The sequence below is a fragment of the Alkalibacterium subtropicum genome (assembly GCF_900112455.1).
GTDB classification, from domain to species: domain Bacteria; phylum Bacillota; class Bacilli; order Lactobacillales; family Carnobacteriaceae_A; genus Alkalibacterium; species Alkalibacterium subtropicum.
The window spans coordinates 80,857-97,683 of sequence record NZ_FOLT01000008.1 but is presented as its reverse complement, the minus strand read 5'-3'; the positions used below and the strand labels follow the sequence as shown (position 1 = coordinate 97,683).

Annotated in this window: 17 protein-coding genes; 8 read left to right on the top strand and 9 right to left on the bottom strand. The window is 45.8% G+C overall.

Annotated features, from left to right (window positions below):
- The first annotated feature begins 423 nt into the window (after nt 1-423).
- The 7 genes from BM049_RS08680 to BM049_RS08650 all read left to right on the top strand — a co-directional run bounded on the left by BM049_RS08680 (nt 424) and on the right by BM049_RS08650 (nt 7,636).
- The gene (locus BM049_RS08680; RefSeq protein WP_091530596.1) at nt 424-804 is read left to right on the top strand and encodes a GntR family transcriptional regulator; all 381 of its coding nucleotides are present in this window, start codon (nt 424-426) and stop codon (nt 802-804) included.
- A complete protein-coding gene (locus BM049_RS08675) occupies nt 801-1,490 on the top strand; it encodes an ABC transporter ATP-binding protein (RefSeq protein WP_091530594.1) in 690 nt (229 codons plus the stop codon). Before BM049_RS08680 ends, BM049_RS08675 begins: the two co-directional genes overlap by 4 nt.
- Nucleotides 1,487-2,335: a hypothetical protein gene (locus tag BM049_RS08670; RefSeq protein WP_091530591.1), complete on the top strand. Its 849-nt coding sequence runs from the start codon at nt 1,487-1,489 to the stop codon at nt 2,333-2,335. Before BM049_RS08675 ends, BM049_RS08670 begins: the two co-directional genes overlap by 4 nt.
- A 14-nt stretch (nt 2,336-2,349) precedes the next feature.
- A complete protein-coding gene (locus tag BM049_RS08665) occupies nt 2,350-3,564 on the top strand; it encodes a hypothetical protein (RefSeq protein WP_091530589.1) in 1,215 nt (404 codons plus the stop codon).
- A 152-nt stretch (nt 3,565-3,716) separates the two neighbouring features.
- Nucleotides 3,717-4,529, top strand: coding sequence for a glutamate 5-kinase (proB, locus tag BM049_RS08660; RefSeq protein WP_091530587.1), 813 nt, complete (start codon nt 3,717-3,719; stop codon nt 4,527-4,529).
- Nucleotides 4,530-4,547: 18 nt separating this feature from the next.
- Nucleotides 4,548-5,792 carry a glutamate-5-semialdehyde dehydrogenase gene (locus tag BM049_RS08655; RefSeq protein ID WP_091530585.1) on the top strand — a complete coding sequence of 415 codons (1,245 nt, stop codon included), beginning with the start codon at nt 4,548-4,550 and terminating at the stop codon, nt 5,790-5,792.
- 242 nt (nt 5,793-6,034) lie between these two features.
- Complete coding sequence (locus tag BM049_RS08650; protein ID WP_091530582.1) at nt 6,035-7,636, top strand: SulP family inorganic anion transporter; 1,602 nt, start codon at nt 6,035-6,037, stop codon at nt 7,634-7,636.
- A gap of 217 nt (nt 7,637-7,853) precedes the next feature.
- On the opposite strand, the gene BM049_RS12125 is transcribed toward BM049_RS08650, so the two are convergent.
- From BM049_RS12125 to BM049_RS08630, 5 genes are all read right to left on the bottom strand, one after another.
- Nucleotides 7,854-7,988 carry a hypothetical protein gene (locus tag BM049_RS12125; RefSeq protein ID WP_281242222.1) on the bottom strand — a complete coding sequence of 45 codons (135 nt, stop codon included), beginning with the start codon at nt 7,986-7,988 and terminating at the stop codon, nt 7,854-7,856.
- A 189-nt stretch (nt 7,989-8,177) separates the two neighbouring features.
- Entirely contained in the window at nt 8,178-8,624 is a 447-nt protein-coding gene (locus tag BM049_RS08645) for a GNAT family N-acetyltransferase (protein ID WP_091530580.1), read from the bottom strand.
- 30 nt (nt 8,625-8,654) lie between these two features.
- A complete protein-coding gene (trpS, locus tag BM049_RS08640) occupies nt 8,655-9,668 on the bottom strand; it encodes a tryptophan--tRNA ligase (protein ID WP_091530578.1) in 1,014 nt (337 codons plus the stop codon).
- 350 nt (nt 9,669-10,018) lie between these two features.
- Complete coding sequence (locus BM049_RS08635; protein WP_091530576.1) at nt 10,019-11,683, bottom strand: hypothetical protein; 1,665 nt, start codon at nt 11,681-11,683, stop codon at nt 10,019-10,021.
- Nucleotides 11,673-12,461 (bottom strand): ABC transporter ATP-binding protein, encoded by a 789-nt coding sequence (locus tag BM049_RS08630; protein ID WP_091530573.1) that lies wholly within the window; start codon nt 12,459-12,461, stop codon nt 11,673-11,675. The genes BM049_RS08635 and BM049_RS08630 overlap by 11 nt, the downstream gene beginning before the upstream one ends.
- Nucleotides 12,462-12,589: 128 nt before the next feature.
- On the opposite strand from BM049_RS08630, the gene BM049_RS08625 reads away from it, so the two are divergent.
- The gene (locus BM049_RS08625) at nt 12,590-13,483 is read left to right on the top strand and encodes a CPBP family intramembrane glutamic endopeptidase (RefSeq protein WP_091530571.1); all 894 of its coding nucleotides are present in this window, start codon (nt 12,590-12,592) and stop codon (nt 13,481-13,483) included.
- Nucleotides 13,484-13,505: 22 nt separating this feature from the next.
- Here BM049_RS08625 and BM049_RS08620 read toward each other — a convergent pair whose 3' ends face one another.
- The 4 genes from BM049_RS08620 to BM049_RS08605 form a co-directional block, all read right to left on the bottom strand.
- A complete protein-coding gene (locus BM049_RS08620) occupies nt 13,506-14,150 on the bottom strand; it encodes an HD domain-containing protein (protein WP_091530618.1) in 645 nt (214 codons plus the stop codon).
- Nucleotides 14,151-14,593: 443 nt separating this feature from the next.
- Nucleotides 14,594-14,854, bottom strand: coding sequence for a metal-sensitive transcriptional regulator (locus tag BM049_RS08615; RefSeq protein ID WP_091489208.1), 261 nt, complete (start codon nt 14,852-14,854; stop codon nt 14,594-14,596).
- A gap of 1 nt (nt 14,855) precedes the next feature.
- Nucleotides 14,856-15,152, bottom strand: coding sequence for a rhodanese-like domain-containing protein (locus tag BM049_RS08610; RefSeq protein WP_091530569.1), 297 nt, complete (start codon nt 15,150-15,152; stop codon nt 14,856-14,858).
- Nucleotides 15,145-16,827, bottom strand: coding sequence for an FAD-dependent oxidoreductase (locus BM049_RS08605; RefSeq protein ID WP_091530566.1), 1,683 nt, complete (start codon nt 16,825-16,827; stop codon nt 15,145-15,147). Before BM049_RS08605 ends, BM049_RS08610 begins: the two co-directional genes overlap by 8 nt.

Genomic DNA, 16,827 nt, shown 5'->3' with positions numbered 1-16,827 from the left:
TTTTTGTTGGAGTGCGTCCATTGACGCCTTCATTCGACGTGCTCACGGTTATTTTTGTTGGAGTGCGTCCATTGACGCCTTCATTCGACGTGCTCGCGGCTATTCTGGTCTGGGGGAGGCCAATGACACCTTCATTTGGTGTACTCACGGTGATCCTTAATTGAGAAATCCCAATCATCAGTAATAACCGGTCTCAATTCAATAAGGTCTTGATCAGGCCGGCAGCCTGATCATTCATTCTTGACGATCTTTTCAGTTTTATTCACTTTCACGTTGACATCGCAGCTGTATCATGTATATAATACAGCTAGCAGGTGTACTACCCACTTGATACACCTTGTATTTTTTTGCCCTTAGTGTATTAACCAATTAATACACATTGCTCGCTTACTCATTTACTCACCTTAGAAAGGACTGAACCAGTTGAATGTATCCTTTAACAAAAGAGACCCGATCTATCTTCAGGTCATGCAGTATTTCAAACGGCTGATCGTTTCGGGCGAACTGAATCCCGGCTCAGAAATGCCCTCTCGGAGGCAGCTGGCTAACCAGCTGAAAATCAACCCCAATACGGTTCAGCGGGCGTACAGCGAAATGGAGGACCAGCGCTTGATTTACACAGAAACCAATCGGCCGAGTCGAGTGACCGAAGACCCTTCGGTACTGAATCAGCTGAAGAAAGAATGGCTGCATCATGCGGTAAGTACTTTTGTAGCCGCCATTGAACCCATCGATATTCCTTTGAATGACGTCGTTCATCTGATAGAAGAAAAAATGCATACAAGAAAGAAGGATAAGCAATGATTGAACTTAAGAATGTACACAAGAGTTTCGGTCGTAAACAAGTTTTAAACGGCATCTCTTTCACGGCCAATAAAGGCGAGATCACCTGCCTCGTCGGCGTGAACGGTGTCGGAAAAACAACGATCCTGAACGCCATCATGAATCTGACTCCGGTGAAAAAGGGAGAAATAACCATTGACGGTGAAACAATGAGTCCGGCTATGTACAATAAAGTCGCATTTATTCCGGATGTTGCGATCATGTTGCCCCAGATGACGGTGCACGAAGCCATGGACTTTATGAAAGATTACTACAGCAGCTGGAACTGTAAACGAGCGAAAGAGATCGTCCGCTTCTTCCGGTTGAACATGACAGACAGGATCTCTGACTTGTCAAAAGGGAACCAGGCCAAAGTGAATTTGCTGATGGGTCTGGCTTTAGATGTAGATTATGTATTAATGGATGAGCCTTTTTCAGGCATCGACATCTTTACCCGTGAACAGATCACCGATGTCTTCAGCAGCCGTTTAGTCGAGGACCGCGGCGTGCTTATTACCACACACGAAATTCAGGATATCGAGCACTTATTGGATAAAGTCGTTCTGCTGGATGATGGTGTGATCTATAAAGAATTCAATGCGGAGGAAATGCGAGAAACTGAAGGCAAATCAGTCGTCGACGTCATGAGGGAGGTTTACAACGGATGAAAAATTCACTACATACATTACTTAAACTCACTAATTTCGAGCTGGAACGCTTGTCCAAATTCCTGTTTACCTTGATGGGACTGACGTTGCTGATTAACTTAGCCGGTTACATTTATACGCCCACGCAGTATATGGGTAGAATAAATGAATACCTTACACAAAATTCAGCTACGGCAGACGAGGCTGTAAAAGCATTCGGCCATTTCTCCTTCTACACTGTGACAAATACGCTCTGGATCGGAGGGCCCATTGCTTTAGGGATCAGTGGCCTGCTTTTTTATTCTGTGTTCATCTGGTATAGAGAATGGTTCGGTAAAAACACCTTTGCCTACCGTCTGCTCATGCTGCCGGTTTCCCGGATGACTCTTTACTTTTCCAAGTTTATCGTCATTTTCATAGGGATCTTCAGTCTGATTGCGACACAGATGGTTTCACTGTTTATCGGCTACCCTATCGTATCAGCCATTATCGAAAGTCCGTATTTCAGAGAGTTAAGTTTGATCGAATCCATTCAAATGAATCCGCTCTTCCTTTTCTTTTTTCCGCTGGATTTCGGTTATTTCGTGATAGTTAATGGTGTCGGTTTCGTCGTCTTACTCGTTTTATTCACTGTCATTCTGATGGAAAGAAGTTTTGGTGTAAAAGGCATCGTTCTAGGGATCGTTTACAGCCTGATCGCATTAGCTGCTGTTCTTTTACCACTGTTTTTACCCGACCTGCTCAATAATAGGTATTTACTCTACGGTTCAGAATTGATGATCATTGAAACGATTCTGCTCACTACTGTTGGTGTCCTCTCGCTCTTCATGAGTCGCCACTTGATCAATAAAAAAATCACTGTTTAGAAAGGTTGAAATAAATGAGTAAGTACATTAAATCGATTAGTTTGCTCCTATTCATAACGGCCTCCCTGACAGGCTTCGGTCTATATAAAGCTCAGGCAAGCTCCCCTCATCCGGAGTTGAAAATCGTTACATCGGAAGGCAAACCGGAACACATAGAACCTATTCAAACATTAGGTTTTGTCTCAGACTCTCAAATGCCCACACAGAGTTCAACGGTTAAATTAGAAAACGGGGATTTTTCTTATTTTGAAGATTTGCCTTTCCTTCAGCGACTCGACTTTAGCTTTGACCCCAAAATAAATGATCTGATCAACGATCACCGGTCATTTATGCGCGGTAAAAGCCGCCTACCAGAACACTATACAGAAACCGAGCAGCATATCATCTATACTGGGATGGAAAGTGATTTACATTGGAATCATCATTCAAGCAACCAGATGATCATTGCTGTTTTGGATAAAGGTTCTGAAAAAGAAGAAACCTATTCAGTCAGTTTAGGTGCGAGCGGACCTTTTTATAGCATACGCGCAACATCTATCGACTACCCGCTTTTATCAGTTGTCGTCGAGGATTTTAGTTCTTCCGACGCAGCGGAAACTCTCGTTTATACCTTCGATATCGAAAACCCGGCAGAAGGAGTCACTAATGTCGTTAATTTAACAGAAGAAACAGAGAGAAATGCAAGAATCAGATTGGGACTGCACTATGATAACACTGAGCGCTTCATTACTTTTCAGACTGTGAGACAAACTGCCGTTTCAAACTATGATTATACCGAGGAAATCAGCGGTTACTATGCTTACGATACTCAAGCACACGAGGTCATTGACATCCAATCGTTTGAGGATATTGAAACCCTTCTATTTACAGATAACGACACGCTCTATGTCGGTAAAGCTCTAAATGAGGCAATAGAATTATATCAAATAGATTTAACTGGCGAGGAAATGAGCTTGATCAGTACGATCGAAATGGCAAGTCCTTCTATCTTGCACGAGACAGAAAACTATAACGGTCTTTTTAATCAGAACCTCAGCATTCTTGACGGCAAGTTCTATGCTTATGGCTATGAGTACACAGAAGATATCGGTCGTCCGCTCTTTCAGGTCACTGACATTGAAACACAGGAAACACTTTTCCAGGGAACGATCGAACCTAAAGATACTTCAAAAAGAGAATCGACAACTATCAACCTATTTGAACTTCAAATAGATCCGGAAAACAACTAGCTTGCCTGCCCCTCTCAATAGTCAATAGAGAGGGGTTTCCCCCTTTTCAACCGGTGCAGCAACCTATTCTGGCATTTAACGATATAACTTGTTATACTATGGAAAGTTAAACGAGAACAAAGAATTCTTATCAAAGAAAGAATGGATCATTTATGACTAACGAAACGAGAAAAAAAACCAGAGAAAGTAAGCGCATCGTCATCAAGGTGGGCACCAGTACGATCATGTACCCGAACGGTGCCATCAACCTGCAGCAGATGGAAAAACTGTCCTTTGTACTGAGCGACTTGTTGAATCAGGGTAAAGAAATCATTCTGGTTTCTTCCGGTGCCATCGGTGTCGGTTTGTCCCGCATGAACCTGACTAAACGTCCTGCAACGATACCCGAGCAGCAGGCCATTGCCTCCATCGGTCAGACGGAACTGATGAGTCTTTACAGCAAGTTCTTTTACCATTACGGTCACCAGATCGGACAGGTCTTATTGACAAAAGATGTCACCGATTTCCCGGTAAGCCGCAGAAATACGGTCAATACCTTTGAACAGCTTCTGGTCAAAAATGTTATCCCGATCGTAAACGAAAACGATACAGTATCGGTCGAAGAACTGGATCATCTGACACGCTTTGGCGATAACGATACCTTGTCGGCCATCGTTTTAGAATTGACAGAAGCGGACCTTTTAATTATGCTGTCGGACATCGACGGCTTTTATGATAAAAATCCGATGAAGCATGACGATGCCAAGCGTTTTGACGTCGTCAGCGAAGTGACAGAAGATATCCTTGCTTTGGCGCAGGATGCTACATCAAAATTCGGTACCGGTGGTATGATCACCAAACTGAACGCGGCCCAGATCGTTCTGGAAGCAGACAAGCGTATGGTCTTAGCCAATGGATCCGACTTGACGATCCTGTTCCGGATTTTAAACGGTGAAGCCGAAGGAACCTTATTCTCGAAAGAATAGACGGAAGGAGAAATACGGATGGAAACATTGATCGCACTCGGTAAAAAAGCGAAACAGGCGGAGCGCCAGCTGGCTCAGGCCTCTTCAATAGCAAAAAATGAGGCTCTGATATTAATGGCAGAAGGACTTTTAAACGATACAGATAAGATAATCGAAGCCAATAAAAAAGACACGGAAGCTGCAAAAGAAAACGGCATCTCGGAATCCCTGCTGGACCGGCTGACCTTGACTCAAGAGCGTGTCGAAGCCATGGCTCAGGGACTGAAAGATATCGCAAAACTCCCTGATCCGATCGGACTGGTGGAAAGCATGTGGACCAACGACGCCGGCCTTAAAATCGGCAAGCAGTCGGTGCCTCTGGGCGTCATCGGCATCATTTATGAAGCCCGTCCTAACGTCACATCAGACGCAGCCGGACTGTGCTTCAAATCCGGTAATGTCGTCATCCTGCGCGGCGGAAAAGAAGCCTTCAATTCTAATCTGGCAGTCGTGACCAGCCTGCGCGCGTCACTTGAGGGAAGTACGCTTCCTGAAACAGCGATTCAATTAGTTGAAGATACGTCACGCGACTCAGCTAACGAAATGATGAAGCTGAACCGCTACCTGGACGTTTTGATCCCACGCGGCGGTGCCAACCTGATCAAAGCCGTCGTCGAAAATGCCACTGTCCCGGTCATTGAAACGGGAACGGGGAACTGTCATGTCTATATCGATCAGTCCGCCCAGCTCGAGATGGCCACAGACATCATCGTCAATGCCAAAACGGATCGTCCGTCCGTCTGTAATGCGGCTGAGACTCTTTTGATCCATAAAGATGTGGCAGAAGACTATCTGCCCGTCATCGAAGAAGCACTGAATGAATGGAAAGTGGAACTTCGTGCCGACGAGGCCTCTCAGAAACACCTGAAAGCCTTCACCCCTGCAACAGAAGCCGACTGGGAGACAGAATATCTGGACTATATCCTGGCTGTTAAAGTCGTTGATTCCCTGGATGAGGCCATCGAGCACATCAACCGTTACAGCACCGGGCACTCGGAGGCGATCGTGACGAACGATTACTTTGCCGGCCAGCGTTTCCACCGTGAAGTGGATTCTGCAGCGGTTTACGTGAATGCCTCAACGCGCTACACCGACGGCTTCGAATTCGGCTTCGGCGCAGAGATCGGCATCAGCACACAGAAACTGCATGCCAGAGGGCCAATGGGCTTGCCTGAACTGACTTCTTCCAAGTACATCATCTTCGGCGAAGGACAGACACGATAACTTTTTACTATAAAATTTAATCACTTCAAAATAGACAGCTCAGAGCTGTCTATTTTTTTGCCTAAAAAAGCACCCGTCAAGCTTTTGAACAAATGAAAGCATTTACTTCTTAATTGTAAACGTTATTTTCAGAATAATACTGTTATATCAATATTTGTAGTGGGTATGAGCATCGTAATATGGTAAAATAATATCTTATGAGCTTTGTTGTTAGTCAAAGCACCGGAGAAGGAGTAGATAACATGCAATTTATTAAAGACAGGAAAACCGGCACATTCAACCCGATACAACTGCTGGTCGAAAACAAGAAACTTCTGAAAGACGATTTTCTTTCAGGTCTGACCGTCGCTTTGGCACTGATTCCAGAATCCATCGCTTTCGCCTTTGTGGCTGGGGTCAGTCCGATATTGAGCCTCCAGACGGCTGTGATGATCGGTTTTGTCGCAGCACTATTCTCAGGGCGGCCAGGTATGATCAGTTCCTCCACCGCAGCTATTTCCGTTGTGTTTGCCTCACTGATCGCGGTCCATGGTCTGGAGTACTTATTCGCCACCGTCGTTTTAATGGGCATCCTTCAGATACTCATCGGTGTTCTGAAACTCGGCAAGTATGCGCGCATCATCCCCTATCCCGTCATGCTCGGCTTTTTGAATGGATTGTCCATCGTGATTTTCCTCTCGCAATGGGACTTATTCAAGGTCAACCAGACATCAGTCGTCAATGGGAGCGAAGTCATGCAGTCTGTCTGGCTTCCTGGCCCCCAGATCGCACTCATGCTGTTCTTTGTCGTCTTGACCATGCTCATCATTCACTTTGTTCCTAAACTTACCAAGGCGATCCCATCCAGCCTGATAGCAATCATCATCATGACGATCATTGCAGTCATACTGAGCCGTAACGGCATCCACCTGCAGAACGTGCAGGACTTTGCCGGAATGGAAATCAGTGGCGGCTTCCCTCGCTTCCATCTGCCGATGGTGCCGATCAATCTGGAAACGCTGCGCATTATTTTCCCATACGCTGTGATCGGTGGGCTCGTCGGCTTGGCCGAAGCTGTATTGACCCTGCAAGTCATCGATGAAATGACTAACACCCGAGGCCGTACGAATAAAGAGATCGTTGCACAGGGGATCGCGAACCTCGTCAACGGCTTTTTCGGCGGCATGGGCGGAGACGCCATGATCGGCCAGTCCATCATCAATATCAAATCCGGTGGAAGAAGCCGCATTTCGGGACTCGTTGCTGCTTCCGCTTTGATGTTTTTCATCATGTTCGGTTCTGCCTTTATCAATGCCATTCCTTTGGCTGGTTTAGTCGGCGTCATGTTCATGGTCGTCATCGGAACCTTCAAGTGGGAAAGCCTGCGCTACAAGAATAAAGTGCCTGCCCAGGATATCCTGGTTACCGTCGTTGTTTCTTTGATTACGATATTCGCCGATCTGGCGACCGCAGTCATTGTCGGCGTCGTCGTTTCAGCGTTGATCTTTGCCTGGGAAAAAGGGAAAGTGATCTATGCCAATGTGGAAGAAACGGATGCCGGAGAAAAAATGTATAAAATCAATGGAACGATCTTCTTTGGTTCGGTATTGAACTTTAAAGATATCTTTGATTTCGATAATGATCCAAACGAAGTGGTGCTGGATCTGAAATATGCCAAAGTATCTGATTATTCGGCGGTCGAAGCCATCAGTTCGATAACGAAACGCTACGCCGAACAAGGCAAAAACTTTAGAATCGTCCGACTCAGCGATGACTGCAAGAAACTGTTCCGCAACGCAGACGTTCTGGCTTCTGTCCATATCGATGATGTGGATACGGATCTGATCGAGTTCCCTTATGTTTAATCGATCAGCTTAAGAAAACCGACAGAATCTTTGGATTCTATCGGTTTTTTCTGTTTTATATGATAGCTGTTTACGCCGAAACAGCTTCGTCTTTCGGGTCGCTAGAAAATGGCTCTGTTTATACCTGCTCGATTGTCTGCTTAGATGGAGCAGGCACTGTATGGCTCATGTTGTAACCACTGAATTTCTTTTTTATAGTGAATTGTCACTATCTTCATCATTTAGTGTCTGCTGAGAAGATCTCACGGAACGAGAAGGCCTTACTGACCTCTTCTGGAGACCACTGATATTTTTTCGGGTGACGACTGGTCACTACTGACCACTTGTAGCGCCTGCTCAAGCCTTCTTTCATCTGAGTACATCCAATCGACTCTTTTTTGTGACCGCTCGATCAGTATCAGACTACCGGTGGTTATATCTATTTGGAATACTGCATATTCAAGTGATTCCTGCTCCTCAGCTGGTACTACCTGAACCCACTAAGATTAAAAAGCATGCAGTGGCTTTGAGCCATCGCATGCTTTTACATATTCTCTTCTTTTTACCATTTTCTGACATAGACCGTTTCACCTTCAACGACGCCTTCTTTCGTGAAGCCTAACGACTCATACAACTGGATCGCATTGCCATTTTCCGGTTCCACGCCCAGCCTTACTTCATCCACTGTTTCATCCGGCTTGTAATCCCTCAAAAAGAGCGTGAGAGCCTGTCTGCCTAAACCTCGGCCCTGTTTATCCTTATCGATCATAAACCGCTCCAGCCACCAGGAAGCGATGGGGTACGCTTTATCTGCCGGATAATAGCTGCACATGATGAAACCGACAGGATCTCCGTCATGGTAGACGGCAAACGGGTACCTGTCACTCTCGTAACTGGCTTCAAGCAGGGACAGCCAGTTCGGGGCTACGAAATCTTCCTGATGCGGATGGACCTTCAGATCGACGACCGTCAGATAATTATGTTTCGTTACAGGTTTAAGTTCCATCATACGCGTCACTTCACTTTATGTTTCAATGATTTACTTGAAATAGTTGATGCCCATCGCTTCTTTCACTTCATCCAGCGTTTGAGCTGCCACAGCTTCCGCTTTCAGACTGCCCTCTTTCAGCATTTCAAGGACGGCGTCTCTGTCTTGAGCAAAGGCTTCACGGCGTTCACGGATCGGCTGGAGTTTCGCCTGCAGGACATCGTTCAGGTAACGCTTGATCTTCACGTCGCCCAGACCGCCTTTACGGTACTGGTCTTTCAGCTCCTGGACTTTTTCCTTGTCCTCATCAAAGACATCCAGATAAGTGAAGACGACGTTGCCTTCGACCTGACCGGGATCTTCCACACGGATATGATTCGGGTCCGTGTACATCTTCATGATTTTCTTCTGAATCTCATCTGCACTGTCAGAAAGATAGATGCCGTTGTTCAGCGACTTGCTCATTTTTCCTTTGCCGTCGATACCGACTAAGCGGCCTGAGCCTTTTGGCGGCAGGATGATATCCGGCTCGACCAGAACGTCTTTTCCGTAGGTGCGGTTAAAGTCGCGCGCCACTTCGCGTGTCTGCTCGACCATCGGTTTCTGATCCTCACCGACCGGCACATGTGTCGCTTTGAATGCTGTGATATCTGCGGCCTGACTGACCGGGTACATGAAGAAGCCGGCAGGAATACTTTCGTTGAAGCCTTTTTCCAATATTTCCGATTTCACCGTCGGATTACGCTGCAGACGCGCCACCGTTACTAAGTTCAAGTAATACATCGTCAGCTCAGGCAGCTGCGGGATCTGTGACTGCACGAATATCGTGGTCTTCTTAGGATCCAGGCCAACTGCCAGATAGTCCAGCGCTACTTCCACTAAGTTCTGCTGTACTTTTTCAGGATTTTTCGCGTTGTCGGTCAATGCCTGCTGATCGGCGATCATGACAAAGACTTTAGTGTTTTCATCTTCCTGCAGTTTCAAACGGTTCTGCAGTGAGCCGACATAATGACCAAGATGCAGTTTCCCGGTCGGACGGTCTCCGGTTAATATGATTCGTTCCATGTTTAATAATCTCCTCTAATTTATCTGATTGGTTTAATTGTATCTTAATTAAGGCTGAAAAAAAAGAGAGTGGGACAAAAAGTGGTCAGACCCGTATCACTGGAGCGAATAAGCGCAAGATAATCGTATATTATCGAGCATTGCACTGTGGGCTGCGCCCAAGTGTATCATATCTGTAAATGACTAAAGCCATAACAGCTATGACAAAGTGGACGGCGGGTCTACTTTTTGGAGCACGTTTACGATGGATTCATCGAAAAAAAGAACGAGGGTGGGAACTTTTTCCACCCTCCTTTTCTCTCATGCTTATTCTAGTACGCTTCTTTCCGCTTACATCATTCTTTCAGTACTTACTTATTGAATCCCTTATTCATCCACCAGGCATTCAAAGCGATAAGGGCGACTAAGACACCCCACTCTGCATAAGGGACAAAGGACTGAAGCAGAATCATGGCTAAGGAAACCACGAAGACTGGTATAAAGAAAATCAGACTGGCCATACAGCCCTGATTGGCTTCCGATGCGGCATACTTTCTGGAAAACGGCAGTCCCTGACTAGACCGTTTCATCTCAAAGTAAAGAATGGCGCTCATCAGTAAAAAGCCGTTCAGCAGCTGTACACTGTAGGTGAAGCCCATCAGTATGACGATCAGAAGACTGATCAAGCCATACATCGGGAACAGGATCTTGACCAGCATCACTTTTGTGACGGCTCTTAGAAAAGGAGCTTTGGCGTGCTTCGGACTTAATTCGAACAGCCAGCTCCCCTTATAATTCACAGAAAACTGTGTGGCTACAGCAATCATCGGGATGGCAAGCATCGTAAAATACGGCAGATATAAAAAGGTCAGTGTATTCTGACTGGTAATGGGCTGATCGCCTCTCAAACTTGAGAAGAAGAGGACCAGCGGAAAGATCATTGCACTCGCGATCGACGGATACAGACGGGTCTTGAATTCCCGTTCATTTTTTGTCAGCTGCCAGGTGAAGTGGTAGTAGGCTTTTTCGAGGGAACCAGCACTCAGCAGCTTAGCTGTTCCAGTTTCTAAAAAAGAACGACTGGACGGCTTGGCTTTCGCCTTGTTCATCTTCTGGAGGTTGCTGTCTATTTTGTCACTGTTCATGTTGTAGAGAATGCCGATAGCGACCGTCCCTGCGACAAGAAACAGCGTGTAGACGACATACACCGTTTGGATCCCTTCCTGTAAAAGGCCGAACGGCGCTACGAACCACATCGGAAACAGCAGGGCATGCCCCACTGAGAGGTTCATTTCAACCAGAAAGGTCGCCGGATCGATGACCTCAAAGATCTGCCCCATCAAGTAATACCCCATGACCATAAATATGGACACACCGATCTGGCTGTAGGCAATGATGTTCTTCAGCTTTTCACCGTCAAAGTGCTTCAAGACGGTGGAGTACATGATGATCGTCAACCCCAGCGCCCACAGTGAAGACAGAAAGGTCAGGAGTATGATCAGGATACCGGCCAGGATACCATTGAAGTAGAAGGTCGCCAGCATGACCGCCAGTCCCACGGCAAAGGTGAATGATACCAGATAAATACCGATATGTGTTGCTTTGGCTGCTCCGATGGTCTTCTGTGAGACCGGCTTCGTCCCGATCAGTTCGGCATCTTTAGTATCCAGCAGGATGTTGGAAAAATTCGCCAGCATCGTTGAAAACAGCATGATGAAGATGTAGCTGAAATAAGTCGTGTACTGGAAGACCCAGTTATCATAAACAAACAGGAACAATAAAAATACACTGATGATCGCATAGACCCACAAGCTTGAGAAGAAATGATTCTTCTCTTCCTTTTGTTTCGCATTGGAGCCCACGCTCTGGATCACGGCTTCCTTCCGGCTGTCCACCGTCATCTTCATTTCCAGGATGGTCCGCATCTGCCGGTAGTCGACACCGACTTTGGTATATAAGGGAGCCAGCTTATCGATCAGTTTCAGATAGACCGGCTCTTTGGCCTGCTCCCCTGTGCCGAACACATTACGCATCATGCGTGATTTCCCCTTTCATCCCATTGAGGAACTGTTCAGCCAGGGCTTCATGCTGGTCAAAGCCGGTCAGGGTATTGAAGAGCTGCTCGAGTGTCCCGGCCGCTTCTTTTTTCAGTTCACTGAACGGTCCGTCTGCGACCACGTGACCGTCATGCAGGATCAGGATCCGGTCACTCAGTTTCTCAACAGTGTCCATGACATGGGAAGAATAAAAAATCGTTTTTCCTTCCTCTTTCAGTTTGGCTAAGAGTTCCTTGATGATCTGCACGCTGTTGGCATCCAGACCGCTCAGCGGTTCATCCCAGAACAGGATATCCGGATCATGGATCAGACTGGAAATGATCAGTACTTTCTGGCGCATCCCTTTGGAAAAGCTGGACAAACGTCCATGAAAAGCATCCTTGATGCCTAACGCATCCATCATCTGCCCGGCTCTTTCAACAATATCCTGCTCTTCCATCCCGTACAGTTCACCGACAAAGAGCAGATATTCTTTCGCTGTCAGCGTTTCATACAGTTCCGCATTCTCCGGGACATATCCAATGCGTGCTTTGTAGGTCACATCGTTTGGGTCAAGCGGCTGATCGAACAGCCGTATGGTGCCTGAGTCTTTTTTCAGCATACCTAAAATTATTTTTACGGTGGTGCTTTTTCCCGCACCGTTCGGGCCTATGTAGCCGATGATCTCACCGGGCATCACGGAAAAGGTCACGCCTTTAAGTACCGGTGTCCCGTCAAACTGTTTGGTTACATCGACTAATTCTACGATTGGTTCCATACGATTCTCCTTTGATTCACTTTGACCCTAGTTTATCATAAAATTCATCGCTTTAACCTTCATAATATGATTCCGGACTGAATTGTGCTAGTCTATACTTAAAACACAAATGGAAAGAAGGGAATCGAATGTATCAGAAGTCATTCAAGCATGCGTCGCTTTGGGGACTCTTGGGATGGACCATTTTATCCTTCATCTCCGTGACCATCCTGACCACGTTACTGCTGCTCGCTTTTGCGGGGGAACATGTTTCTTTTGTCCGGATCTTATCTGACAGCGTGCTTTATTTTCTGGTCTATAAAATAGTGATTTCCCAGATGAAAAAGCAGGCGTTAAGTGTCGATGCTGTGGCTTATTCGACCCCTAAAAACGGTCGTGAGCTGCTTAAAATTGCAGGCTGGACACTGCTCATAGCTATTGTCGCTACCAGTTTTTCTATATTCCTGCTGACACTGGTTTCATTTATCCCTAATATTTTTGACCGGCTCGTCCCTTATCTTGAACAGATATCCACCGACGATGGTTTGTCTGCTTCATATCTCTTTGTCATCGCTGTTATCGTGGCACCGATCGTCGAAGAGGTCGTTTTCAGAGGCTACATAATGAACAAATGGGTGGATAAGTATTCCGTCAGAAAAGGCATCATCTTCAGTTCCCTGCTTTTCATGATTTTTCATTTTAGTTCGTTCTTCATCCCACAGCTGCTCTTAGGTCTGTTGTGCGCTTTGGTTTATGTGAAGTACCGGAATCTTTTTTATGCCATCTTCACACACAGTCTGTACAACTTTCTCGTCATCCTGCCCGCACTTCTTGTCCCGAGCAGCGGTGAGGAAGCCGCGATAGAGAGCTTATTAGAGCTATCGGAAGATATTCCGCCTGATTTTATCATCTTTTCCGTCATTTTTATCGTCGGACTGTTTATCGTGATCTTTCTTTTTGCAAGAATATTCCGGTCCATTAAAAGTGAACAAAGCCCCTACGCTGATAATTTAGAACAGATAGAAAAGACAGTCACGTATTAAGTTTACGTGACCGTCTTTTTTTCTAGTGACCTTCCCATTCATTGAAGAAACGCGTCAAGTAGTCTTCCATGAAGGCATGGCGCTCTTCCGCCATTTCTCTGGCCGCTCCTGTATTCATCAGGTCTTTCAGTTTCAGCAGTTTCTCGTAAAAATGATGGACAGCATTGGATTTTCCTTTACGATATTCTTCTTCCGTCATCTTTTCTCTGACAGACAGTTTCGGATCAAACAATGGATCACCTTTGCTCCCGGCATAAGCGAAGCAGCGGGCAATACCTATGGCACCGATGGCATCCAGACGGTCCGCATCCTGGACGATCTGCGCTTCTAGGGTGTTCAGCTTTTTAGAATGGCCGCCTCTGAAAGAAATCGTTTCGATGATCTCCAGTATCCGTTCGCTGTCTTTTGACGTGACCCCGACGCCTTCCAGCCAGTACATCACTTCCTGCACCGCTTCATCTTTATTTGCGACGAGCTTGTCATCGATCAAGTCATGCAAAAGAGCCGCAAGTTCGACGATAAACCGGTTGGCCTTTTCTTTTTCCGCCAAAGTGACAGCCGTTTTCCATACCCGTTCGATATGGTACCAGTCATGACCGGTCCCTTCGTTCAAGAGTTTCTCCCGCACCATTTCTTTCGTATCATTGATGATCGCTTCATTATACATTTCAGACATCCCTTTTTCTTTTTCTTCACTTTAACACATTCAGAAACCATTCACCTAAAAAAGTTTTGGCGCTGTATTGCGTTCACGTTTTTTGAAAGCTATATCGGAAACTCAACTTTTCCCAGTGTCCAGTTCAGGGAATAACTTCCAATTTAAGAAACTCGTCGCTATTGTTGATGCTCAGTTTCGGAAAGGAGTTCTTATTCCAAGACCTCATCGCTATCATTGACCTCCAGTCTCGGGAATAACCCGTCATTTCGAGAACTCGTCGCTATTTTGCTTCTGATCGTCCAAAATAACTTCCCTCAAGATAAAAATTGAAAAGAAGAGTCTTCAGGACTCTTCTTTCAGATCATTCCTCACATTTCTTAAACAAACACTTCAACTGCTTTCCTGAAAACAAAACAGACCCTGCTCATGATGCAGGGTCTGTTTCCTAAATATTATTTTTTTATAACCAGCTGAATTGCTTTTTGAATTTTTTCTGCCTGTTCTTCAGGATCTGCATCAGGATTCTCAACACACTGTTTCAAATTCTCTGCAACGATCAGACCCATAATCCGATCCACACTGGAACGAACAGCCGATAACTGTGTGACAAGATCTGAACATTCTTTTTCCTCTTCAAGCATGCGTTGAATGCCTCTGATCTGGCCCTCAGTTCTTTTCAAGCGATTAAGAATGCTTTTGTCACATTTTACCATCTTACTCGATATCCCCTCTCCAGGCAGACATACCACCCATAACATTAGTTACAGTATACCCGTTATTTCCTAAAAAGTCACATGCAACTGAAGAACGTGCACCGGAAAGACAAACGACGTGGTACTCTTTGTTTTTGTCGATTTTATCCAGGTGCTGAGCAAATTCACTCAAAGGAACATTGATGGCTCCTGGAATGTGTCCAGATGTAAATTCACCTGCTTCTCTGACATCTATGATATTGAGGTCTTCTTTTCTCTGTTTTTGTCCAAATTCATCCATACTTACTGAGTTAAACATTAATGATTTCCTCCTGTTTGATAAGTTCAAGTTCTTCAGGTTTTACCGTTTGGTACAGTGCAAAGGCACCATCCAGGTTTTTGGCTTTAAAGCCTAATTGTTTGAGCAAACGTTCGCCGATATAACTTCTCTGACCACTTCGGCAGCTGACGACATAGGTCTGGTCTTTGTCCAGCTCGTCGATACGGTCACGCAGATCGTTTAGTGGGATATTGATTGAGTCAGGGAAACGACCGGATGCTTCAAGTTCTGATTCTCCGCGAACATCCAATAAAACTGCTCCGTTTTCCAGTTCATCTTTCAGTTCATGCCACTGAACAGAGTCACTCATGCCTTCCATAATATTCAGTGCAGCATAGCCGATCATATTGACTGGATCTTTAGCTGAACCGAATGGTGGGGCATAAGTGAATTCAAGTTCAGGAAGATCATAAACGGTCAGACCCGCTTTGATCGCTGTTGAAAGAATATCGATACGCTTGTCGACACCTTTAACACCAACGCCTTGAGCACCATAAATGGTCCCGTCATTCGGGTTGAACACCAGTTTCAGAGTGATATCTGTAGCGCCAGGATAGTAACCGGCGTGGTCTTTACTTAATGTGTGGACAGAAGCAACGTCCAGTCCAGCCATTTTTACCATGCGCTCACTCAAACCAGCTGAGGCTGCAGTAAGTCCAAAGGCACGAACGATCGCTGTCCCAATGCTTCCTTTGTTCTTGCGTTTCATGCCGGAAATTATGTCAGCCACCTGACGGCCCTGACGGTTAGCGGGTGAGGCAAGAGAAATCAGAGCATCTGCGCCTGTGATCTGGTTTTTAACGACGATCGCATCTCCAACTGCATAGATGTCAGAAACGTTGGTTTCGTAGTTTTCATCGACCAAAATGCCGCCGCGGAAGCCCAGTTCGATCCCTGCAGATTCTGCTAAAGTATTTTCAGGCTGAACACCTACGGACATGACGGTCATATCTGCTTCCAGTTCGCTGCCGTCTTCCAGTACGACGCGCTGACCTTTGTCTTTAAAGGCCACAGCAGATTGAGACGTGATGACTTTTATGCCATTGTCTTCCAGTTCGTTTTCAACGAAAGCAGCCATTTCTTCATCTAATGGCGGCAGGACTTGAGGGGCTTTCTCGACAACGACGACTTCGATGCCTTTATGCTTGAGGTTTTCAGCCATCTCGATACCGATAAAGCCGGCACCTATTACGACCGCTTTTTCAGGGTTGGTCCCATCGATACGTTTCATGATCTTGTCCAGATCCGGAACATTTCTTAATGTGTACACGTTCTCTGTTTCATTTAGTCCTTTGATCGGTGGAACAAACGGTCTCGCACCTGGTGAAAGGATCAGTTTATCGTAGCTTTCAGTCGATTCTTCACCATTGTTTCTTACTGTTACCGTTTTGTCTTCTGCATTGATAGACAAGACTTCATGTTCTGGTCTGACATCCAGACGGAAACGGTCATACAAAGCTTCCGGTGTCTGAACTAACAGCTTGCTGCGGTCTGCGATCTCACCTGATACATAGTAGGGTAAGCCACAGTTTGCAAAAGAAACATAGGGTCCTTTTTCAAAAATAACGATTTCTGCCTTTTCATCTAAACGACGCAGACGTGTTGCGGCTGACATGCCGCCGGCTACGCCTCCAACAATAACTACTTTACTCAT